Raw genomic sequence first — 21,842 nt, forward strand, 5'->3', positions numbered from 1 at the left:
TAATGACCACACGTTCTTTCGTTTCGCGAGGTTTTGACCGTAACGTGTGAACCCGCCTCCTGCGATGCCACCTACCCACATTCCTGGTCTAATCTTGTCCCGATACGCAGTCATCCGCTGGTTTTCCAGCTTTACTCCCAGCCCCATCGCCGTCCAGTGGCCGGAGCGCATACGATCATGCCTCGGCGCGTTGCTTGGGATCGCGTTCACTGGCGGGGCAATGCACGTCCTGCTCGGACCAGCTGCAAGCATTCCGCTTCTCGTCGCACCGATGGGTGCTTCAGCTGTGCTGCTGTTCGCGGTTCCCGCCAGTCCACTGGCACAACCGTGGTCCATCATCGGCGGCAATCTCGTTTCTGCCACGATCGGCGTCGCCTGTGCAAGCTGGATCTCCAACCCGGTCGACGCGGCGGCATTGGCTGTCGCGCTTGCGATCTGTCTGATGTTTGCGTTGCGCTGTGTTCATCCGCCATCGGGTGCGGTCGCACTGACTGCGGTCCTCGGCGGTCCGACCGTTCATGCACTGGGCTATCGGTTCGTGGCCGAACCGATAGCCCTCCAGTCCGCAGCGCTTCTGTGTGCCGCGATCGTGTACCACGCCGTCACCGGCCACCGTTATCCGCACGCCGCCCACCATGGCTCGGGAAAGGGACCGGTCGGTTCCCCCGAAACGTCAAAAGAGGGTTTCACACGCGCGGACCTCGAGGCGGTAGTGAGGCGGCGCGGTGAATTGCTGGACATCGACCTCGAGGATCTCGAGTCCCTGTTGCGCGACGTCCAGTTGCAGGCCTACGCACGCACGTTCCACGAATTGACCTGCGCCGACATCATGTCGCGCCCCGCGATCGCCGTGTCAGCGGGTACACGGATTTCAGCGGCATTGAGTTTGCTCAAACAGCACGGTATCAAGGCACTTCCGGTGACCGACGCGGACCAGCGCGTCATCGGGATAGTGACGCGAGCGGATCTCGTCGAGAAACCGGCGGCCGCGGATGTGTCCGTCCTGTCGTCATTTCTGTGCCGCTGGTTTGCGCGCGGTACGGGCGCGGTGCCGGTGGTCGGCCCATGGATGAATGCTGATGTTCGTACCGTCGGCACGACGACGCCCATCGTCGAACTGCTGCCCATTTTCGCAAACTATGGACACCACCATATTCCAGTGCTGGATGCCGAGGAGCGGCTCGCCGGGATGATCACGCAGGCGGACCTTATTACGGGCCTCTATCGTCAGGCGTACGTTCAGCAGCAACGCGCGGCATAACGGCTGCCGGTTTTACCGCAGATGAATGCGAGCATAAATATCACAATGTGATATTATCGACCTTTTCCCTGTTTCAACGGAGCTTCGATGAAAACACTCGCTCGCGGCTTGACCAAGGCGGACTTTGAGCAGCTATCCGAGTTTCGCTATCAGATGCGACGCTTTGAGCGATTTTCCGAACAGGCCGCGCAAGGCGAAGGTATTACGCCGTTGCAGTATCTGCTGCTGCTTCACATCAAGGGCTATCCGGCGCGCGACTGGGCGACGGTCGGCGAACTCGCCGAACGGCTCCAGGCACAGCACCACGGCGTGGTGGCGCTCGTGTCGCGTTGCGAGGCACTCGAACTCGTGCGACGCAAGATCAGCGATACGGATCGCCGTCAGGTCGAGGTTCATCTGCTGAAAGCGGGCGAACAGGTACTTGCGCGGCTTGCCGAGATGCATCGCGCCGAGTTGAAGTCGCTCAAGGGCGCCTTTAATGTCCCTCAGATCGATTTCTGAATCACGATGAGCCTCGACCCCCATAAGCGCGATTTCTCCGTCAACGGGCGGCTTCCCGGTATTTCGGCGCTTGCGGCCGGCATCGGCGCGCTCAGTACGCTCGCAGCCTTCGTGCTGCTGAGCCTGATTCACCTCTTCACCAACCTTTTCTTCTTCGGCGCGTTCTCCTTAGCGGACCGGTCGCCGGCACAGAACACGCTCGGCGGCTGGGTGATTCTGATCCCGGTGGCGGGCGGTCTGATCGTCGGCCTCATGGCCCGCTTCGGGTCGGAAAAAATCCGCGGACATGGCATTCCGGAAGCGATCGAAGCCATCCTGTTCGGCAAGAGCCGCATGTCGCCGAAAGTCGCCATCCTCAAGCCGCTGTCGTCCGGCATCGTGATCGGCAGCGGCGGGCCATTCGGCGCGGAAGGCCCGATCATCATGACGGGTGGCGCGCTCGGCTCGCTGATCGCACAGTGCGTGAAGCTGACTTCCGCGGAGCGCAAGACCTTGCTGGTCGCCGGCGCGGCAGCGGGGATGACGGCCGTTTTCGGCACGCCTGTGGCCGCCGTGCTGCTGGCGGTTGAACTGCTGTTGTTCGAATGGCGGCCTCGCAGTTTTTTGCCGGTCGCGTTGGCCTGCGCGGTCGCCGGGTTTGCGCGGGCCGCGTTCTTCGGTACAGGTCCGCTGTTTCCGCTCGAAACGGCGCCGCCTGATGCGCTGTCGCTCGTGTCCTGCGTGATTGCCGGGCTGCTGAGTGGAGCGCTGGCTTCCGGTCTGTCTGCTGCGTTGTACAAGACGGAAGATCTGTTCGGCAAACTGCCGCTTCACTGGATGTGGTGGCCCGCCATTGGCGGCCTCGTGGTCGGGATCGGCGGATTCATCGAGCCTCGCGCACTCGGCGTGGGCTACGACGTAATCGGTGACTTGCTGCGTCAGCACATCGCGCTGCAGATCGCTCTCGCGATCCTGATTGTGAAGGCCGTGATCTGGGTAGTCGCACTGGGCTCCGGCACCTCGGGAGGGGTGCTTGCGCCGCTGCTCATGCTGGGGGCCGGGCTTGGCACGGTGCTCGGCCATGTGTTGCCGGGCGGCGAGCCTGCGCTGTGGCCGCTTGTCTGCATGGCCGCAACGCTTGGCGCGACCCTCGGCGCGCCGTTGACGGCGATCGTATTCGCATTCGGGCTGACCCATGACAGCAACGCTTTGCTCCCGTTGCTGGCGGCCACACTCGTCGCACACGGCTTCGCGACGGTGGTCATGCGGCGCTCGATCATGACGGAAAAAATCGCTCGCCGCGGATATCACATTTACCGCGAATACGGCGTCGACCCGCTTGAGCGCCACCATGTCGACGAGGTGATGTCGCGCTCAGTTCAGACCATTGATGCCGGCATGTCCGTGCGCGACGTGCTTGCGACGTACTTCGGCTCGACGCAAACGCATCGCGCCTATCCGGTTATCGAAAAGGGCGTGCTGGTCGGTACCGTTGATCGCGCGGTGCTCGAGCAATTCCGTAGCGATGGAAGCGGACCGGAACTCGTCGCGCGCCTCGTCGACGTGTTGCGCGGCAGCACGCCGGTCGTGGCGCTGCCGGGAGAGACTTGCCGGCTCGTCGCAACCCGGCTCGCCGTGCAGGGTCTTGAACGTTTGCCCGTGGTCTCCGATCGGGACAGTTTGCGGCTGGTAGGCATCGTGTCGCGAAGCGATCTGATCAAACCATCGCTCGCGCATTTCGAAGAGGAGCACAAGAAGGAGCGGTTCCGCCAGGTGAAGTTCAGCCGAAACGCCAAGCGCTTCCCGCCGGCTCGGCGGCCGGGATAAAGCGAACTACGAGCGAACTACGAGCGAACTACGCCGCCGTCGGCATCGGGAACGCGGGTGGCGGTGGTGACATCTATCCCCACATCGAAAGTCGAATCGAGAAACAGCCCGCCGGGCAGGTGTCGACTTTCGATGATCACTGGGAGACAGCTCATGAAACTGATTCATGCCGGATGGGCAGGCACGCTGGCGCTTGTCAGCCTCGTTGCGTGGGCGCAGACTGCCGGCCCGACTGACCCGCAGATCGCAGCGATCGTCGTGACGGCCAATCAGGTCGATATCGACGCAGCGAAACTTGCGGAGTCGAAGACCGGAAAGAAAGACGTCAAAGCATTCGCGCAACGCATGGTGACAGACCACAGTGCCGTGAACCAGGCGGCCACTGATCTCGTCCACCGGCTGAATGTCACGCCGGAGGATAACGCAACGAGCCAGAACCTCGCGCAAGGCGGCCAGGCCAATGTCGCGACGTTGAAGAAGCTCGATGGCGCGGCGTTCGACAAGGCGTATATTGATCATGAAGTGACATATCACGAAGCGGTGCTGGACGCGCTCGACAAAACGCTGATCCCGAATGCGCGGAACGCGGAGTTGAAGGCCCTGCTGCTCAAAGTCCGGCCGGCCTTTGTCGCTCATCTCGAGCATGCGAAGATGATTCAGGCTTCGTTGGGGAAAAGCGGTGGCTGACCGTTCGGTTTCCAGCCAGGCTCGATGCCGGTACATGGCGCGAAGAGATTGGGTGCTCGCCTGCACAATCGTGGCGGGTAGCCTCGCTGTAACAGCGCGCGATACGAAGGCGGCGCCGGCGACATATGTCGTCGCCATCGAGGGGATGCAATTCAATCCGCCAACGCTGACGGTGCAGCCCGGAGATCGTGTGATATGGACCAACAAGGATCTGACTCCGCACACGGCGAGCGCCAACTCCATGGCGATCGATTCACGCAGCATCGCTCCAGGTGCGTCGTGGACCTACGTGCCGCGCAAGTCAGGCAACTATCCGTATCGGTGCCGTTTCCACCCCACGATGCAAGGGATGCTGATTGTGCGGTAGAACGGTAAAGCGGGAAGGGAAGGCGAGGCATTGATGACAAACCTGGTTGCGGCATTTGAGACACGCCCCGTGGACGACGAGCAGGCAATCGTGCGCCGCGTTGCAGCCGGCGACCAGGCCGCCTTCGAACTGCTGATGCGCCGACACAACCGGCGCTTGTACCGGCTTGCACGTGCCACGCTGCGCAATGATGCGGAAGCCGAGGACGCGTTGCAGGAGGCGTATCTGTCGGCCTACCGGTCCATTGGGCGATTTCGAGGCGAGTGCGCGCTGTTCACCTGGCTCTCGCGACTGGTGCTCAATGAGTGTCGGGGGCGGCAGCGCCGGCACGCTCGCCGTCAGAACGTGATCCCAATCGTGGATCTGGACGCTTACGTGGATGCGGATGCAATGATCACGACTGACGCAGGTCCGCCTGAGGCGGAGGTTGCACGTGCGGAAATGCGTGCCTTGCTCGAGCGCAAGCTGGATGAACTGCCCGACGCCTTCCGCACGGTTTTCGTGCTTCGCTCCGTCGAGGAAATGAGCGTGGAGGAAACCGCGGCGTGCCTGAATATTCCCGAGGCCACTGTACGTAGCCGCCATTTCCGCGCGAGAGGCCTGCTACGTGAATCGCTCGCGCGCGAGATCGATCTCGCGGAGCGCGACCTGTTTGAGTTCGGCGGCACTCATTGCGACCGCGTGGTGGCCAGCGTGTTGTCGCGAGTGACGAAGGAGCAGGGCGGAGGCGGGCAACCATAGAGCATGGATGCATGCATCTGGGCTTTCTCTCTGCCGACATTGGCAATGGATTACAGGTTGGCGTCTCGCACAACGGTGGTGCCCGGTACTCGGCATTGCACCACAACGGGTCGTCTCAGGCCATCAATCCGTGCGCCATGAGCTGTCCCCATTTCATCGACCGTCCTATGTTAAGCGAACTCGTTTTCGCGAACTTCGATGACGCGGCAGATTTGTCAGGCGCCACGGAGGGTTCGTTGACGCGCCTGACGGAGAAGCTCGAAAGATGCGTGTTTGTTTGATTTATGGCATGGATATTGCGTCGAGCGGGACGGGGCCAAAGGGGGCTCCGACGTAGCGAATTTCGACCGGCCGCTTGTATCAAGCGACCTGCGGGGACAACGGCGTCCTGAGCGCCAGCTGTGCGACCGAGCAATCGGCACGCATGGTTGGTTCTCGGGGCGTTTTTTTTTGCGCTTAACCAACCCGTCGATGTCGGCTCAGTTGCGTATCGGGCTCCGGGTCGCGGCAACAAACACTCGCTGACGTCATGGCGGCATTGGATCAGCCGATGTTGACGCAACGGCTGCCAGACAATCGCAATGCCTGATGTATTCGATCCAAACCCCCAGACCAGTCCGGGTAACATTGAAGGTGGAAGCATGAACAAACAACGGTCCGTGTCAGCCGGATCACGTGCGGTCGACGAGTTTCTCGACACCGGTGAGGGCGAGCAGATCATGATTGGCTTCGCGGATGACGCCAGAGAATGGCAGCGGCACACTGCCGGCTTGCGTCCTGCACGCTTGCGTGGGCGCAGACGGCAAGCGTACGCACGAAGCCGGAGGCGATTTTTGCGTGCAAAGGTTCGAATCGATCGAAACGCCTGTGAGGCAGGTTCGGGCATCTGAGCTGAGACGCGCGGCGGCAACCACTTTCACGATACCTGGGACAACGAGACTTTGTTCCTGCCCGTCGCTTTCGGGTTATACAGAATCGCCCGGATCACTCTTGCTGAAACACGACATTCGCATATTGCGCATCACCCCGGCATGGTGCAGCCAGGATCTGAATAGCATCGCGCGCTACCAGCGAATGAGTCTTGCGGAAGCAAATACGTTGAAGTCCGTTCAGGACGAAAACTGCTCAAACGCTCTAAGCGCATGGGTGGCGTACATCATCGACGGGCCGCCTCCCATATAGACGGCGGTGCCGAGCACGTCCTCGACCTCGGCTCTTGTCGTGCCGAGTTTCACCAGTGTCTGCACGTGAAAACCGATGCAATCATCGCAACGACAGGCAATCGCAATCCCCGGTGCCACTAACTCCCGCGTCTTCCGGTCCAGCGCGCCGTCTTTCGTACCCGCGGCGGTGAGCTGGCTGAATGCATTCATCAAATCCGGTTGCGATGTGCGCATCGCTCGCATTTGAAGGGCAACTGCGCTCGTGAGTTCTTTGTAGTCGGGAATACCACTCATCTCTGCTCCTGTAGCTTGGCTAGCGCTGGAAACCGGCCGATTGCCGGCGATGCTTCGCCCCCCGGTAGCCGAAGCATCGCTCGACGTTGATACGTTTACTGCGTTCCGGCAGGCGGCCCCATCCGGTACTGTTGCTGCCACAGCATGTCGTTCATCATCTCCTGCTGCATCCGCAGGTACTAGTCGGTCATGTATTGCCGCTGCCGAAGTTGCCCGGGCGTCATGTATACCCAGGACGATGTTTCTGACGACAGCAAGGTGGAGACGGACCCGCATATCAGACTACGTCTGGGCCGGCGATGCATATTGATGCAGGTCAAATGAGCTCGCCGCTACGGCTCACGTCTGGCTTGAACGGCGAGATTCGTTTGAGCGACCGAACATACGTTGGGATTTGTGGTGCGGGTTGCGCCCTGAAACACCGCGCACTCACAGCACGTAGCCCCGTCCGTTGAACCATGTCAAGTCAATGCGCTTCTTACCCGATCACAGCTTTGATGGGGGGCAACGGCTGTGCGGACGTGGTGGTCCATGGGATCAGCGCCCGTCGACCGCAAAAACTGGCAATGGCTTATCTGGATTGCAGATAGGCGGCAACGGCCTTGGCCTGTTCGGAATTCAACGTGTGTGCGACGGCGGTCATCACGGGCGCGTTGGCGCGGGTGCCGTTCTGGAAGACCTCGATCTGACGCAGCAGATACTCCTGATGCTGCCCTGCGAGGCGCGGAAAAGTACCGGCGCCCTAGGCCTGCGCGCCGTGGCATGAAGCGCAGGCCGGTACCCCCTTGTCCGGCACACCGTGTTCGAAGATTTCCTGCCCCTTGCCCATCAAGGTGGCATCACCAGCCGCACCAGGCGTTGCCGCCTGACGCGAGTAATAGTCGGCCAGCGATTTGACGGCAGCGTCGTCCAGCATTGCGGCCATGCCCCACATGTAATCGCGGGCAGCGGTTTCGCCGCGCGCGTGTCCGCGGAATCCCTTGAGCTGGGCCTCGATGTATTCAGGTGTCTGAGCGTTGAGCTTCGGAAACATCGGCGATTCGCTGCGCCCGTGTACGCCATGACAGCCGGAGCAGAGTTGCATGGCAAGGCGGGCGCCATCCTCGGCGCGTGTGGGAGCGGGCAGCATCAAGGCTGTGCCAGTTGCGGCAAGCAGCGCGATCGCTGGCATCCATGCAGCAAGTATCTTTTTCATGCGCGTTCTCATCAGGCTGAGCGGATCGAAAATATCAGCGGCCGGGCCATCTGGTCAGCATGTGAGCTATCCAGGCTCGGCGCAGGGAAAGTTGAAGGCAGGCGTGCGGTTTCACACATACAAAACGGTTCGGGTACTGTTCCCCATCAAACTGGAGGGCAATGAGGGGCCGGTCGACAGCACCAGTCATGCGCCTGATCAACCGGATGACCGCCGACGTGGCGCCCGGAGGCCCTGATCCAGGAAGTCTGCGCAAACTGCAGCGCTTGCTGTACGGGCTCGATGTAATCGTGCGGCTGCATTGCGCGCAAGAGGAAGAACTGTTCCATACGCTGGGCGAGAGCGCATAACAACCGATTGCGCCATGCGGCGCTGGAATTGACTTCGATCAACCAGGTCGCAGGGCCTGAATTTGACGGGATTTGACGGGTCGCGCATAACTCCTATGATGTTGACAAGCGGGCGCCGCGAATGCCGCATCCGCTTCGGAGCGTTGCGCGCGACGCGCGGGTCCGCAAACGCGCCCCTTGGAGCCTGGCATTTCCGCGCTTTGAATCAGGTGGCGGTCATGAAGATTCATTTTCCCCACGAGCGTCCGGAATATTGCGCGCGCGATCTCGTCGTCGCGTTCCCGGCCGAAGTGGATGGTGAGCGCGTGCAGTGCGCGATCACGGCGGAAGCGCTCGAAGATCATTTCGGCGCTGCTTCGCTGCGTGAAGACGATCTGATTGCCGCGTTCAATTCGAACCGGCATCCCATCGAACATGCGGCGAGGCGGCTGCTCGGCGAGGTCGGCGGCAAACCGGTGCTCATGCACAGCGGTTTTTTTCGTTTTTTCGAGTGAATCCGTATGACCCGGCCGACGGCCGCGCCTCTGCCGCGGCGCCGCGTCTGTCAGGCGTGCGGCATGCGCCGGGCCAGCAAGGTCAAGGAGAACTGAATGCGTGCGATGGTCTTCGACGGCAGCGCGACGTCGCTGCATGAATCGCTAGTGCCTGATCCCACACCCGGTCCGGGGCAGATCCTGATCGATGTCCATGCGTGCGGCGTGTGCCGCACGGATTTGCACCTGGTCGACCATGAGCTTCCGCATCCCCGGCAGCCGGTGATTCCGGGCCACGAAATCGTCGGCTCCGTAGCCGAACTCGGCGCGGGTGTCATGGGTTTCGCCGTCGGCGACCGGGTCGGCGTGCCGTGGCTCGGCCATACCTGCGGCCATTGCCGCTACTGCCTGTCAGCGCGGGAGAATCTCTGCGACGAGCCCGGCTTTACGGGGTACACGATCGATGGCGGTTACGCCGAGCGCACCGTCGCCGACAGTCGCTACTGCTTCCATCTGCCTGCGCAATACACCGATATCGAAGCGGCGCCGCTGCTGTGCGCCGGCCTGATCGGCTACCGCACGCTGAGCATGGCGGGTGACGCGCAGCGGATCGGCATCTATGGGTTCGGCGCCGCCGCGCATATCGTCGCGCAGGTCGCGCGTCGTCAGGGACGCACGGTGTACGCGTTCACGCGCCCGGGCGACCATGCGGCCCAGCAACTGGCGTTGCGCCTCGGCGCAGCATGGGCGGGCAACAGCGACGAGGCGCCGCCCAGCGAACTGGATGCGGCGCTGCTGTTCGCGCCTGTCGGCGCGCTGGTTCCGCAGGCGTTGAAAGCGGTCGCGAAAGGCGGCGTGGTGGTGTGCGGCGGGATACACATGAGTGACATCCCGTCGTTTCCTTACGCGTCTCTGTGGGGCGAGCGGCGCGTGGTGTCGGTTGCGAATCTGACTCGCGACGATGGACTCGCCTTCATGCGGATTGCGGCCGAGACGCGCCTCGCGATCGAAACGACGACCTACGCGCTCACCGACGCGAACCGGGCGTTAAGCGATCTGCGTGATGGCAACTTGACCGGTGCGGCGGTGCTGACCATCCGTTAGCGCGGCTGGGTCGCCGGGGCTTCCTGGCCCTTTCTGATGGTCGAGATGACGTCGCTATATCGGTCTCGATGACGCGAGTCTGCTCGGTTGGCCGGTCATGAAGCAGGGCAGGGGCGTCGTACCGGCGTCGGGAAGTGGTTGTGCGCGTCAGTCGATTTTCAGAACGACGCGCCCGTCGACATGACCGCTCTTCAATTCGGCAAAAACATGATTGATATTGTCCAGCCGGTCGACATGAATGCGTGCACGGACACGGCCCTCGGCGGCAAATTCGAGGGACTCCTGCAAATCCTTGCGTGTGCCGACAATGGAGCCGCGCACGGTGATGCCGTTCAGCACGGTGGAGAAGATCGGCAGCGGGAAGTCGCCCGGCGGCAGTCCGTTTAGCGCAATGGTGCCTCCGCGGCGAACCATGCCGAGTGCCTGAGCGAAGGCGCTGCGCGATACCGCGGTGACGAGTACTCCGTGCGTTCCGCCGATTTCCTTCTGGATTGCGGCGGCAGCGTCGCATTGCGCGGCATCGAACGTCAGCGCGGCGCCGAGTTCGCGGGCGAGTGCAAGCTTGTCGGCGGATACGTCGACTGCTACCACGCGCAGTCCCATCGCAATCGCATACTGAACCGCAACATGGCCAAGGCCGCCGATCCCTGAGATGGCGATCCATTGACCGGGGCGCGTGTCCGTCATGCGAATGCCCTTGTACACGGTCACGCCGGCGCAGAGGATCGGTGCGATCTCTTCGAAGCCGACCTCCGGCGGCAGATGGCCGACGTAGTTCGGGTCGGCCAGGACGTATTCCGCATAACTACCGTTCACGGAATAGCCGGTATTCTGCTGCTCGTGGCACAGTGTTTCCCAACCGCCCAGGCAATGTTCGCAATGACCGCAGGCGGTATAGAGCCATGGCACGCCGACACGGTCGCCTTCCTTGACGTGTTTGACGTCCTCACCGACCGCGGCGACATAGCCGACGCCTTCGTGGCCGGGAATGAACGGCAGTTTGGGTTTGACCGGCCAGTCGCCGTCAGCGGCATGCAGATCCGTGTGACACACGCCGGATGCCTCGATCTTGACGAGAATCTGCCCGCGAGCCGGCTTCGGCGTGGGTACCTCCTCGATGCGCAGCGGGGCGCCGAATTCGTGGACGACAGCAGCTTTCATGAGTTGATCCATGTTTTTCTCCAGACGAAGAATCGATGGCGATCAGTATCGTCTTCACGGACGCGCAGGAATTGACGTGGGTCAAAAACTGCCGAGAGTTCATCCGGCAAAGGAGTCTGATGCTATGCACAGTCCGCACCCCGCATCCCTTGAATGAACGTCTTGAGTTCGGGCCACGGATCGGGCGTCATAGCCGAGGTCGGGTGGGTACAGCGGACCGTCGAAGGCGACGGTCAGGATCTGCTCGGGACTGTCGGAATAAGGGACTCCAGCGTGCTGTTCATAAGGCGCGCGCTCCCAGCCGTCGCCCCATTGTTGATCGAGTGTCAAACGCGTGAAATAGGCCCAGGGCGCACGCACAAAGCAGAGCCCGTACGCATGACGCACGCCGTCCAGATCAGCAGTCAATGCCACGATGTACCTCATCTCGGTGGCTGTGTCGGCAACGCTCACTGGCTGTCGTCGGCGGCGAAGATGCCGTCTTCCGGCTGCGTGCTTTCGTTGTCGACGCATTGCACGTGCCAATGGCCTGTCATCAGAGATCTGCCGGCATCGGAGCACCATTGCGCGCGTCCGGTTTCGCCCTCGAACGGTCCGGAATCGGCGTTCAGATCGAGCCCTTCGAGTACGCAGCAGGGCGTCGAATCGTGCGGCCCGCAGACGAGCGTGCTGCCGCGATCGACGTGCAAGGCGCCCCATTCGGGCAACTCGAGCCCCATATGGCCCTCGCGAGACCATTGACGCGTTTCCTTGTCGAGCCACAGGATGGCGAATGCCATGGGATTGACACGATCGAACGTGTCGAGGTGGAGGGTGAGGCGCATGAGGTTCTCCGTACATGCTACGAACACGTGCAAACGAGCTGGATGTCTACTGGCTCAAAACCCACTGGATCAACGTGTGGGCGTCTTCGGGCGTCAACGGGCCGCCGCGATCCGCCGGCAGCGGCATTGCCATGTCGCCCCAATGGGCTTTGCCGCCGAGTCGCAGCTTGTGTTCAAGCATCAGGCCAGCGTGTGGCACACCGCGATAACGGTCCGCAATCTGTTGAAACGACGGTGCGAGAAAGGGTGCGTCCCGGGTATGGCAGAACATGCAATGCTGCTGATCGACCAGCGCAGTCGGCTCGGACTGCGCGAGCGCTGCGCCGCTTGCCGCCAGCAACAGCGTAAGTGCATTTGCAATGAGAGAGCGCAAGGGCAGGGTATTCACGAGACACACTCGAGGACAGGTTCCGGGTTCAGTGTAGGGGCGGTGCCGTCCCCGCGAGATCCGCTGCGACGCCACATCGGCTACCGAACGTGGGCGCGCGGAATCGTAAAGCGCGGTGCACAATCTGAACAGATGTTCCATGACAGCCTTATGCCACGCCGGCGAAAGCAGCTAATACGAGCGAGGACGGCAAACGGCACAAAATCATCGTGCGCTGCCGCCGTTTTCGGTAGTTGACTCAAATCAATCGCCTTGCTCATGAACGCCGACGTTCGCTCTGCCGGGGGCAGCCCAGGAGGAAGATCGATGCCGGCATGGTCGCGGTCATGTCGAATCCCGGTGCAGTGACGCGCGGCGATCGCGGGTGGCGCTGGTCGAGGGCGCTGCTCACGCGTGCGCCGTTTCCGGCAGAGCCGCTGCAAGCTGGTCCAGCCTCTGCAACAGTGCTGTCCAGTACTCGACATGCGCGAAGGCGCCAAGCGGCACTTCTGTGTCGAAACAGACGGTACCCGCCATTTCCTCTGAAGTAAGCGGCTCCTCGTTCGCCAATTGTTTGACCAGCACGACCGCCCCGGCGTCGGACTCGTTGTGCAATTCCAAAGCACGGGTGCGTACCCGCTCCACAAGTCGACACGCGCGCGCATGAAAATCCAGCACGACAACGGGAATCGACAGCCTGTCACCCAATGCCGAAAAACGTGATCGATGCTCGTGCTTGAGAAAGGTAGCGTCGACCAGCACCGGATAGCCGGCCTCCAGCACCTGCCGCGCGAGCGCCAGCAGTACGTTGTAGTGGTGATCGATCGAGCGGGCTGAATACGCGGTGGCAGCCATCGGCCGGTTGTCAACCGGCGCGAACGGACTCAAGCGTTTGCGTTCGACGTCGCTGGAAAGGCGTATCGCGCCGATCAGACTGGCCAGCGCGTCGCTTGCGACCGATTTGCCCGACCCTGAATAACCGTGACACAGCAGCAGGTAAGGGCGCTGCATGGCGATCATACGTTCGGCGAGCCGCAGGTATCGATTCGCCTGCTCAGCGGCGTGCCGCGCCAGGTTGCCGCGCGCTTTCAACAACGCTACGTAAGCACGCACCAGTGCGCGGTAAACCATGTAGTAACGAATCGCGGGCAGCGCGGCAAAATCGCCGGTCCATTGCAGCCAGCTATTGAGGAGCCGCGCCGCGAGATCATTCCGGTCGTGCGCCTGCAGGTCCATGAGCAGAAAGCTCAAATCGCTGGCGACGTCGATCCATCGCAACGCATCGCTGAATTCGATGCAGTCGAACATGAGCACATGCTTGCCACGGCCTACGACGTTATCGAGGTGCAGATCGCCGTGACATTCGCGCACGAAGCCGCCGGCACGGCGTGCTTCGAGATGTCCCGCGAGCCGCTTGCCTTCGTTCTCGCACCAGTCACGCAATTGGGTGGGCACGAGCGTCCGTGTTTCCCGCTCGAATGCATCCAGCACTGTCTGCATCTGCATACGCACCGCCGCTGCCGAGCCGTAGCGGTGGTCCGGTGGCGTATGCGTTGCGTGGCGATGAAAGGCGGCGAGGCGTTCGGCGAGCGCGTCGATCTCTGCAAAGCCGAGTTCGCCGCGCGCGAGCAATGCAGAAAACACATCGCGTTCGTCAAATCGTCGCATCTTGACCGCGTGTTCGGTCACGCGCCCGTGCTTGCCGATCTTGCTGACGCGTCCCCGGCGAACAATCGTTTCAACACCACAGTAAAGTTCGTACGCGAGCCGACGGTTCAGCCGCACTTCGTCACAGCATGCACGCTGCCGTGAGGCAGGCCGCGTGAAATCGACAAAGCCCAGATTGACCGGTTTATTGAGCTTGTATGCGTAGCGGCCAGTCAGATAGATCACCGAAATATGCGTTTCGATACGGCGTATCCGACCTGCCGGATGGCGGTATGAACAGGGCCGTTGCAACGCTCGATCGATTGCGCGCCAGCCGCGCTGCGCGAGGTGTTCGCGTTGCCGTGCATGCAGTGGCTTGTGCAGCGGCGGGATGAAATGACTGGGCATGGTCGGCTCCGGAACGCAATGAGGGCCCCTCCAGCGTAGGCCCGCGTCATGAACCGGAATTGACTGAGGTCATGCCACGTTCACATCAGCACGGCCCAGCACGGCGGCTCAGTGCGACATCAATACAGGCACGGTCATCGTTTGGAGCATGGTCCGTGTGACGCCACCGAGCAGCCGTTCCTGAACGCGCGTGTGACCATACACACCCATCACGAGCAGATCGGCATGCCGGTCAGCCAGCGCGTCCAACAACATCGAGCCCGTCGTCAGGCTCGCCTCCTTGGGGGCGGCCACGAACCCCGCATCAATGCCATGCCGCGCCAGCCAGGCGGCAACGTCGATACCGGCTGGTGCCTCGCTGTCGGGATGCCGCTGGACTGTCATCACGGTGACAAACTTCGCATGCTGGATGACCGGCAGCGCATCGGCAATCGCCCGTGCGCTTTCGCGGCTGCCGTCCCACGCGATGAGCACATTCTCGGCGAACGACCGAACGTGTCCGGCGTATGGCAACACGATAGCCGGACGGCCCGAACTCATCAGCACATCCTCGACAAAATGACGTGCGATATACGATGCGCGATCCTCCACGTCGTCCTGACCGAGGATCAGCAAATCGGCGTGCCGCGCGTGCAGGACCGCTGTTTCGACAGCCGGTCCCGACGGCGCGCGCCATTCGACGCTGCGTCCAGCCTGCTCGGCCGTGGCGAGAAATCGTGCCTGGGCACTTTTGAGGTTCATGTCGTGCTGCGCCTCGCTGATGGCGGGGCGCAAGCCTTCGCCGTAGATAAGCAGCGGTTGCGTGAGATCCTGGCAAACGACATAAAGGCCAATCAGATGCGCATCATATTGACGCGCCAGATCGAGCGCGAAGTCGACGCGCGCGGAGCTGTGGGCGCTGTCGTCGAGATGTACGAGCAGAGTTTTGTAGTTCATGACGGTTCCTTGGCGGGGTGAGCTTGTGCGTCGGCGCCCGTGGCCGCCGACGCGGCGCTATGGGCCGATATCATCAGCACCGGACACTCTGCAATCCGCAGAAAGCGTTCGGCGACGCTGCCCAGCACGAGCCGCGGGAAGCCGCGCCGGCCATGCGTACCCATCACGACGACGTCGGCTTTCAACTCGTTCGCCGCACGCAGGATGCAGTGCGCAATGTCGTCGGCCGCCGGATCGACTTCGATGATTCGTGACGAACCCCGCACGCCCTCACGCCTCATGCGCGCGACGGCGTCGCCGAGCACGTGGGTGCCTTCCTGGAGGAAGGCATCGCGAATGTACGTCGGGTCGTACCCCGGCGCATCGTAGGACATCAGCGGCACGTCGACGACATAGAGCGGCTGCAACTGCGCGCCGGACTCGCGCGCCAGTTGCAATGCGGCGTCGAACGCGCGAGCAGACGTTTCACTGCCGTCCACGGCAACCAGAATCTGCTGATACATGGAGAGCTCTCCTGAGTGGGGCATGCGTTCATCGATGCGACATCAGGACCGGCACGGTCATCGACTTGAGGATCGAGCGTGTCGCTCCGCCCATCACCAGTTCATGCCAGCGGGCATGGCCGTATGCGCCCATCACGAGCAGATCGGCTCCGGTATCCGACACCTGCGCCTGGCGAGCCACAGTGCGAGCTTGAGCCGGGAATGCACGTGCTGGCTCGTATCAAGATGGACAACGATGGTCTTGTAGCTCATTGCAGTCGCTCCAGATGTCGGTGAATAGCACACGAGCGCATGTTTTGAGTCTATAGACCAGATAGTCGTCGCCGTTGATTCAGATCAACGGCGTAGTGGCGCGACGCCTCAGCGGGTTGCCGCGAGTGGGAGCCGGTGAGCGGCCGTGACGCACATTCCATTGGGGTCCGCGACAGGGGCACGTTAGCGCCAGGAAATGCGTTGCGCTCGGGTATTGATGCAACTCAATTGCGCTGACGGATCTCGACTTATCCTGTCATTCGGTATGATTTCGGGATGAAGCGAAGGAGCGGCTTGATGGAGCGAATCGGCTGACGTCATCGGCATCGCTGGCTGGCCAGATTGGCTCAGGGAATATCCCTGAGCCTACTGTTCGCCACTGCCATTACATGGGCAGGAGCCGTCAGACGGGCCAAGTCGATACCGACGGTATTTAAACTGCTTCATAACTTCCTTTTCTGCACAGATTGATGGCTGACACGCAGGAGCGATGGGTCTATATCGGAAAAGGGGCTCGGTGTGATGGCGGCGACCTTGCCAGGCGTCGCGCTTTCACAACATGGGTGGGATCGTGGGTATCCCCGTAGTTTCAAACGAGTACGCGCTGCGCATCCATTGATCTTCATCAAGGCCGTGAGGTCAGCGCGCTGTCATTTCAAGCCGAGGATGACTAACATCCAATATATGGGCGCAGCTTCTCGCGCTTGCCGCCAATGTGTGCCAGCAAATCGATTCGCCACTTCATTTCATGTACTGGCGCGGAGTTTGATATGCAGTCGCCGGAACCGCATAGTGCGATAACCGTCATCCTTCGTGAACACGAGCAGCTGTCGACCGTGATAGAGGGCATGCGGCGCTTTGTGCGTCTGCTGGCAGCAGGTACGCCTGCTCCGGGACTTGTTGTGTTACGGGCATGCTTTATTACATCCGCGAGTATCCTCAGCAGGTGCATCATCCTAAGGAGGATCATTACCTGTTCAGGCCGTTGCGGGATCGGACAGATGAATTTGACTATGTCCTTGCGGAACTGGAATCCCAGCACGCTCGAGGTGACGTGAAGTTGATAAATATCGAGCGTGCGCTGACCCGGTATGAATTGAAGGGTGCCCCCGCACTTCGGGAGCTGCGAGCCATGGTGGATGAGTATGGCGAGTTCTATGCAGACCACCGGTGTATGGAAGAGACGTTGATTTTGCCGGCCGCCAGACGTCTGCTGACAAAGGAAGATTGGGTGGAGATCGACGCCGCCTTTGGAGCAAATCGTGACCCGTTCGACGGGGTCAAACTTGAAGACGATCTCGGCAAATTATTCTCAATGATCGTCAAAACGATTCCGGAAACGGAAAGTTAGCAGTTCGGTTGCGCCTTTCGATGGGCGGCCGATCACGCGATGCAAACGCGGATCAGCAGGATCTGTGGCCGAGCAATCGAGCAAAGAGTTTTGTGAGTACTAAAAGCCGGCGCAGGAGGGAATATGCAAGCTGTTCGTCACTTTCACCTGGAACTGCGGCACGCAAGCGTGCCGACCTATGTTGCCAGCTACCTCTTTCCGATCCTGTTGCTGGCGTATGAGGTGTATAGGGTGGGCAGGTGGATCTTCGATTATGGGATGAACTTCGCGAACTTCAGGTTCATGGGTTACGAGTTTCTGCTGATGCTTGTGTTCGTTGCGCTCCAGGTCGTCTTTGAAGGGATTTTCCTGATTGGTGCCTGGATGAGCCGGGATCACGATTTCGAACATCGGGTCGCGAATCTCCTGGCCGGCCTCGGCTGTTCGCTGGTCGTCATCGGTTTCGACCTGGCGTTGCAGTACGCGCTGTAGCGCGAGTTCTGCGGGGCCGGCTACGTCCGCGTTTAGACGGCTTGTAAGTACAATCACCCCAATACCCCATCATCGAAGTAGAGCAAATCAGCGATGCGCACGGATAGAAGCTAACCGCCGTCGCGCTGGAATGGGAGCGTCAGCGGCTATTCGGCATCGAGCCCGCACTCGCCCAGCAGCCATTGGCGGAATGCGTTGATCGCGGGTGTGGGCGCGCGCTGCGTGACGAGCAGATAGCCGCGGTCGGTGACGACCGGCGTATCGAACAGTTCGACGAGCTGCCCAGTCGCGACGAGTTCGTCGACTAAAGGCGCCCACCCGAGCGCGACACCCTGACCCATGATTGCCGCATGCGCCACCAGCGTAAAGCTGTTGAACGTGATGCCGCGATGCGCGGCCGGCGCGTCGAGACCCTGCGCGGCGAACCAGTCGGCCCACGACAGCCAGCGTGCAGGATTGGTCGGTTCGAGGCGCAGCAGCGGCAGCATCGTCAGATCGGACGGCGAGCGCAACTGCGGATGCGCGGCGAGAAACGCCGGACTGCACACCGGTATAACGCGCTCCGGAAACAGTTTGACCGCGCCGCGGGCGGTCCAGTCCGAATCTTCGTCGCCGAAAGCGATCGCAATGTCCGCCTGATTGTGCGATGGATCGAACACGTTCTGCGACGTGATGATCTTGACGTCGGCGTCCGGCATCAGCGCCTTGAATTGCGACAGGCGCGGCATCAGCCAATAGGTTGCGAAGCCGAAGTCGGTGGAGAGCGTCAACGTTTGCGGAGTGCGCCGCGCGCGGATGTCGGCCGTGGCGAGGCGAATGGTGTCGAGCGCGTGACGGACCGCTTCGAACAGGCGCGCGCCGTCTTCCGTCAGCGTGACGCCGCGATGGCCGCGCTCGAACAGCGGCGCGCCGAGCGCTTCCTCGAGCTGCACGATACGCTGGCTGACCGCCGGCTGGGTCGAGCCCAGTTCGCGCGCGGCTGCCGTGAAGCTGGCCAGACGCGCTGCCGATTCGAACATCGTCAACGCCTGCATCGGCGGCAAGCGATCCTGCCTCGACATAACACCCCCTTATAGGCACATAACGATTTGCAGTCTTCACAGCGGCGAATTGGACGGCAATAGTGGTGCGCATACCGGGACTCGCACTCACGTCCCGCTGCTTGCACCGACACTTGCGATTCTATTCGAGGCGCGCTCCAATGCTTGACACGAAACCGAATATTCTTATTCTGATGGCCGATCAGATGACGCCATTCGCGCTTGCCGCATACGGGCATCGTCTGACGAAAACCCCCAATCTGGATCGGCTGGCGAAGCAGGGCGTCGTGTTCGAATCGGCGTACTGCGCGAGTCCGTTGTGCGCGCCGTCGCGCTTTTCTTTTCTTTCCGGCAAGCTGCCGTCAGCGATCGGCGCCTATGACAATGCAGCAGAATTTCCGTCGCAAACGCTGACGTTCGCGCATTATCTCCGCGCGGAAGGGTACCGCACGATTCTCTCGGGCAAGATGCATTTTTGCGGCGCCGATCAGTTGCACGGTTTCGAGGAGCGCCTGACCACCGACATCTATCCCGCCGATTTCGGCTGGACGCCCGACTGGGACAATTTCGAAGCGCGTCCGACGTGGTATCACAACATGAGTTCGGTGATCGACTCCGGTCCCTGCGTGCGCACGAATCAACTCGACTTCGACGATGAAGTCACGTTCACCACGCGTCAGAAGCTCTTCGATATCGCGCGCGAACGCCACGCCGGTAAAGATGCACGGCCGTTCTGCATGGCTGCCTCGCTGACGCATCCGCACGACCCGTACGCGATTGCGCAGAAATACTGGGACATGTACCGCGACGAAGAGATCGACATGCCCACACATCGCGATTCGTTCGATGAAGCCGATCCCCATTCGAAGCGCCTGCGCCATGTATGCGAAACCGACCGCACGCCGCCGACCGTTCAGCAGATCCGCAATGCGCGCCGTGCTTACTACGGCGCGATCTCATACGTCGACGACCAGTTCGGCGCGATCCTCGAAGCGCTCGAGCAGTCCGGACTCGCTCAGGACACCGTCATTGTGGTGACGTCCGATCATGGCGAGATGCTCGGCGAGCGCGGCCTCTGGTACAAGATGACGTTCTTCGAAGGCGGCTGCCGCGTGCCGCTGATCGTGCATGCGCCCCGGAAGTTCGACGCGCATCGCGTGAGCGAGTCGGTGTCGCATCTCGATCTGCTGCCGACGCTCGTTGAGCTGGCGCGTGGCGAGCGGCCCGCCGCATGGCCCGATTCACTCGACGGCCAAAGCCTCGTGCCGCATCTGCTCGGCGCACGTGGTGCGCATGGCGGCCATGACGAAGCGATCGGCGAATATCTGGGCGAGGGCGCCATCGCGCCGATCGTGATGTTGCGCCGCGGCCGCTTCAAGTTCATTCACACGCCAGCCGATCCGGACCAGCTGTACGACGTCGCCGCCGATCCGCTGGAACGCGAGAATCTCGCGGCGCGCGCGGAGTACGCATCGCGGGTCGCGGCGTTTCGCGGCGAGATTGCCCGGCGCTGGAATCTCGCCGCGCTGCACGACGACGTGCTGAGAAGCCAGCGCCGCCGCCGCTTTCATTTCGAGGCCACGACGCAAGGCACGGTCGCGTCATGGGACTGGCAACCATTTGTCGATGCAGGCCAGCGTTATATGCGCAATCACATCCACCTCGATACGCTCGAAGCGATGGCGCGTTTCCCGGCCGTGGTTCGCCAGTGCGTCCGTTAGCGCGTCCGTTAGCGATTCATCTCACTCTCATCTCACCCTCAGGAAGCCGACATGAAAAAGCTCTTCAAACAGGCGGTATCCGGCGTTGTGTTGCTATGCGCGGCGACCACGTTCGTGTCGGCGGCCGAGCCGCGGTCGTGCACCCAGGTCAACATGGCCGGGCCCGGCTGGACCGACATCGATGCGACCAATGCGATGACCGGCGTTCTGTTGAAGGCGCTCGGATACCGGCAGAACGTGGCGAACCTGTCGGTGCCGATTACTTATCAGGGTTTGAAGAAAGGGCAGATCGACGTGTTTCTCGGCAACTGGATGCCCGCGCAGGCGCCGGTCGTCAAGCCGTTCGAGGATGAGAGGTCGATCGAGGTCGTGCATCCGAATCTGAGCAACGCGAAGTTCACGCTCGCGGTTCCCGACTACGTGGCGGCGGCCGGCGTGCATTCGTTCGCCGATCTCGCGAAGAACGCCGACAAGTTCGATAGCAAGATCTACGGCATCGAGCCGGGGGCGCCGGCCAATCAGAACATCAAGAAGATGGTCGATGAAAAAGCGTACGGACTCGGCAGCTGGAAGCTCGTCGAGTCGAGCGAGACCGGCATGCTCACCCAGGCCGAACGCTCGGTTCGCGAGAAGAAATGGATCGTGTTCCTGGCGTGGGAGCCACATCTGATGAACACCAGGTTCAAGCTGACCTATCTCGACGGCGGCGACAAGTACTTCGGCCCGAACTATGGCGGCGCCACGGTCAATACCGTTGCGCGCACGGGTTACGCGGAACAATGCCCGAATGTCGGCCGCCTGTTCAGGCAACTGACGTTCAATGTCGATCTGGAAAACGGCGTGATCGCCGAGGTGCTGGAAAAGAAGACCGGCGTGGACGTGGCTGCCGCCGATGCGCTCAAGCGTCATCCGGAATTACTGAAGTCATGGCTCGAAGGCGTGAACACCGCTAGCGGGGCCAACGGTCTGCAAGCCGTGCAGACCGCACTCGGCGTGAAATAACAGCGGCATTCCTAACCACCAGGTCGCTACTCGAAAAATTCATGTCGCATCCGGTCGAATCCTTCTAAATCTGGACCCGTATTCTTGATCCGTCGATGCAGGCATGCCGGACGCATTGCATGCATCGCCTCCAGCGTCACTCGGTCTCAATCGGTATAGATCTGCCCGTCATGCGAGAAGCGCCGCGCGTAAGACGTTATTACACGCAGCAGGGATC

22 protein-coding genes and 4 pseudogenes are annotated in these 21,842 nt (G+C 61.5%); 13 read left to right on the forward strand and 13 right to left on the reverse strand.

Annotated elements, in window-relative coordinates:
* Positions 1-94: 94 nt before the first annotated feature.
* The 3 genes from AC3WLT_RS22060 to AC3WLT_RS22070 all read left to right on the forward strand — a co-directional run bounded on the left by AC3WLT_RS22060 (position 95) and on the right by AC3WLT_RS22070 (position 3,568).
* Positions 95-1,261, forward strand: a complete 1,167-nt coding sequence (locus AC3WLT_RS22060) for an HPP family protein (RefSeq protein WP_492593866.1) — start codon at positions 95-97, stop codon at positions 1,259-1,261.
* 87 nt (positions 1,262-1,348) lie between these two features.
* Complete coding sequence (locus AC3WLT_RS22065) at positions 1,349-1,762, forward strand: MarR family winged helix-turn-helix transcriptional regulator (protein ID WP_492593816.1); 414 nt, start codon at positions 1,349-1,351, stop codon at positions 1,760-1,762.
* Positions 1,763-1,768: 6 nt separating this feature from the next.
* Positions 1,769-3,568 carry a chloride channel protein gene (locus tag AC3WLT_RS22070; RefSeq protein WP_492593817.1) on the forward strand — a complete coding sequence of 600 codons (1,800 nt, stop codon included), beginning with the start codon at positions 1,769-1,771 and terminating at the stop codon, positions 3,566-3,568.
* Between the two features lie 17 nt (positions 3,569-3,585).
* On the opposite strand, the gene AC3WLT_RS22075 is transcribed toward AC3WLT_RS22070, so the two are convergent.
* Entirely contained in the window at positions 3,586-3,723 is a 138-nt protein-coding gene (locus tag AC3WLT_RS22075) for a hypothetical protein (protein WP_492593818.1), read from the reverse strand.
* On the opposite strand from AC3WLT_RS22075, the gene AC3WLT_RS22080 reads away from it, so the two are divergent.
* Genes AC3WLT_RS22080 through AC3WLT_RS22090 form a run of 3 tightly spaced genes read left to right on the forward strand, consistent with a single transcriptional unit; the run spans position 3,722 to position 5,363 of the window.
* Positions 3,722-4,255: a DUF4142 domain-containing protein gene (locus tag AC3WLT_RS22080; protein WP_492593819.1), complete on the forward strand. Its 534-nt coding sequence runs from the start codon at positions 3,722-3,724 to the stop codon at positions 4,253-4,255. The two genes, AC3WLT_RS22075 and AC3WLT_RS22080, sit on opposite strands and share 2 nt — an antisense overlap.
* 34 nt (positions 4,256-4,289) lie before the next feature.
* Positions 4,290-4,622 (forward strand): cupredoxin domain-containing protein, encoded by a 333-nt coding sequence (locus AC3WLT_RS22085; protein WP_492593820.1) that lies wholly within the window; start codon positions 4,290-4,292, stop codon positions 4,620-4,622.
* A gap of 33 nt (positions 4,623-4,655) precedes the next feature.
* Positions 4,656-5,363: an RNA polymerase sigma factor gene (locus AC3WLT_RS22090; RefSeq protein WP_492593821.1), complete on the forward strand. Its 708-nt coding sequence runs from the start codon at positions 4,656-4,658 to the stop codon at positions 5,361-5,363.
* A gap of 1,109 nt (positions 5,364-6,472) precedes the next feature.
* Here AC3WLT_RS22090 and AC3WLT_RS22095 read toward each other — a convergent pair.
* From AC3WLT_RS22095 to AC3WLT_RS22105, 3 genes and pseudogenes are all read right to left on the reverse strand, one after another.
* On the reverse strand, positions 6,473-6,820 hold the full coding sequence (locus tag AC3WLT_RS22095) for a carboxymuconolactone decarboxylase family protein (RefSeq protein WP_492593822.1): 348 nt from the start codon (positions 6,818-6,820) through the stop codon (positions 6,473-6,475).
* 571 nt (positions 6,821-7,391) lie between these two features.
* Positions 7,392-7,649, reverse strand: a pseudogene (locus AC3WLT_RS22100) (c-type cytochrome).
* Positions 7,650-7,709: 60 nt separating this feature from the next.
* Positions 7,710-8,027 (reverse strand): annotated as a pseudogene (locus AC3WLT_RS22105) (c-type cytochrome); the annotation flags it as partial.
* Between the two features lie 176 nt (positions 8,028-8,203).
* Between AC3WLT_RS22105 and AC3WLT_RS22110 the strand changes: the two are divergent.
* From AC3WLT_RS22110 to AC3WLT_RS22120, 3 genes are all read left to right on the forward strand, one after another.
* Positions 8,204-8,365: a hypothetical protein gene (locus AC3WLT_RS22110; protein WP_492593823.1), complete on the forward strand. Its 162-nt coding sequence runs from the start codon at positions 8,204-8,206 to the stop codon at positions 8,363-8,365.
* Positions 8,366-8,583: 218 nt separating this feature from the next.
* On the forward strand, positions 8,584-8,859 hold the full coding sequence (locus AC3WLT_RS22115; RefSeq protein WP_492593824.1) for a DUF1488 family protein: 276 nt from the start codon (positions 8,584-8,586) through the stop codon (positions 8,857-8,859).
* A gap of 96 nt (positions 8,860-8,955) precedes the next feature.
* Positions 8,956-9,942, forward strand: coding sequence for a zinc-dependent alcohol dehydrogenase family protein (locus AC3WLT_RS22120; protein WP_492593825.1), 987 nt, complete (start codon positions 8,956-8,958; stop codon positions 9,940-9,942).
* A gap of 147 nt (positions 9,943-10,089) precedes the next feature.
* On the opposite strand, the gene adhP is transcribed toward AC3WLT_RS22120, so the two are convergent.
* The 8 genes and pseudogenes from adhP to AC3WLT_RS22160 all read right to left on the reverse strand — a co-directional run.
* Complete coding sequence (gene adhP / locus AC3WLT_RS22125) at positions 10,090-11,115, reverse strand: alcohol dehydrogenase AdhP (protein WP_492593826.1); 1,026 nt, start codon at positions 11,113-11,115, stop codon at positions 10,090-10,092.
* Positions 11,116-11,295: 180 nt separating this feature from the next.
* Positions 11,296-11,517 (reverse strand): annotated as a pseudogene (locus AC3WLT_RS22130) (hypothetical protein); the annotation flags it as partial.
* Between the two features lie 35 nt (positions 11,518-11,552).
* Positions 11,553-11,927, reverse strand: a complete 375-nt coding sequence (locus AC3WLT_RS22135; protein WP_492593827.1) for a DUF3564 domain-containing protein — start codon at positions 11,925-11,927, stop codon at positions 11,553-11,555.
* A 46-nt stretch (positions 11,928-11,973) separates the two neighbouring features.
* Positions 11,974-12,315 (reverse strand): c-type cytochrome, encoded by a 342-nt coding sequence (locus AC3WLT_RS22140; protein WP_492593828.1) that lies wholly within the window; start codon positions 12,313-12,315, stop codon positions 11,974-11,976.
* 387 nt (positions 12,316-12,702) lie between these two features.
* The gene (locus AC3WLT_RS22145) at positions 12,703-14,349 is read right to left on the reverse strand and encodes a bifunctional aminoglycoside phosphotransferase/ATP-binding protein (protein WP_492593829.1); all 1,647 of its coding nucleotides are present in this window, start codon (positions 14,347-14,349) and stop codon (positions 12,703-12,705) included.
* 108 nt (positions 14,350-14,457) lie between these two features.
* Positions 14,458-15,285 (reverse strand): universal stress protein, encoded by an 828-nt coding sequence (locus AC3WLT_RS22150; protein WP_492593830.1) that lies wholly within the window; start codon positions 15,283-15,285, stop codon positions 14,458-14,460.
* Positions 15,282-15,788, reverse strand: a complete 507-nt coding sequence (locus AC3WLT_RS22155) for a universal stress protein (RefSeq protein WP_492593831.1) — start codon at positions 15,786-15,788, stop codon at positions 15,282-15,284. The genes AC3WLT_RS22150 and AC3WLT_RS22155 overlap by 4 nt, the downstream gene beginning before the upstream one ends.
* Positions 15,789-15,816: 28 nt before the next feature.
* Positions 15,817-15,945 (reverse strand): annotated as a pseudogene (locus AC3WLT_RS22160) (universal stress protein); the annotation flags it as partial.
* Between the two features lie 1,008 nt (positions 15,946-16,953).
* Between AC3WLT_RS22160 and AC3WLT_RS22165 the strand changes: the two are divergent.
* Positions 16,954-17,391, forward strand: a complete 438-nt coding sequence (locus AC3WLT_RS22165) for a hemerythrin domain-containing protein (RefSeq protein WP_492593832.1) — start codon at positions 16,954-16,956, stop codon at positions 17,389-17,391.
* A 123-nt stretch (positions 17,392-17,514) separates the two neighbouring features.
* On the forward strand, positions 17,515-17,862 hold the full coding sequence (locus AC3WLT_RS22170; RefSeq protein ID WP_492593833.1) for a hypothetical protein: 348 nt from the start codon (positions 17,515-17,517) through the stop codon (positions 17,860-17,862).
* Positions 17,863-18,008: 146 nt separating this feature from the next.
* On the opposite strand, the gene AC3WLT_RS22175 is transcribed toward AC3WLT_RS22170, so the two are convergent.
* Positions 18,009-18,923 carry a choline sulfate utilization transcriptional regulator gene (locus AC3WLT_RS22175; RefSeq protein ID WP_492593834.1) on the reverse strand — a complete coding sequence of 305 codons (915 nt, stop codon included), beginning with the start codon at positions 18,921-18,923 and terminating at the stop codon, positions 18,009-18,011.
* A gap of 140 nt (positions 18,924-19,063) precedes the next feature.
* Here AC3WLT_RS22175 and betC point away from each other — a divergent pair, with 140 nt between their 5' ends.
* Both betC and AC3WLT_RS22185 read left to right on the forward strand, forming a co-directional pair.
* Positions 19,064-20,623 (forward strand): choline-sulfatase, encoded by a 1,560-nt coding sequence (gene betC, locus AC3WLT_RS22180; RefSeq protein WP_492593835.1) that lies wholly within the window; start codon positions 19,064-19,066, stop codon positions 20,621-20,623.
* 51 nt (positions 20,624-20,674) lie between these two features.
* Positions 20,675-21,625: a choline ABC transporter substrate-binding protein gene (locus AC3WLT_RS22185; protein ID WP_492593836.1), complete on the forward strand. Its 951-nt coding sequence runs from the start codon at positions 20,675-20,677 to the stop codon at positions 21,623-21,625.
* The last annotated feature ends 217 nt before the right edge of the window (positions 21,626-21,842 follow it).

The sequence above is a fragment of the Paraburkholderia sp. FW306-2-2C-D06C genome, assembly GCF_058781505.1.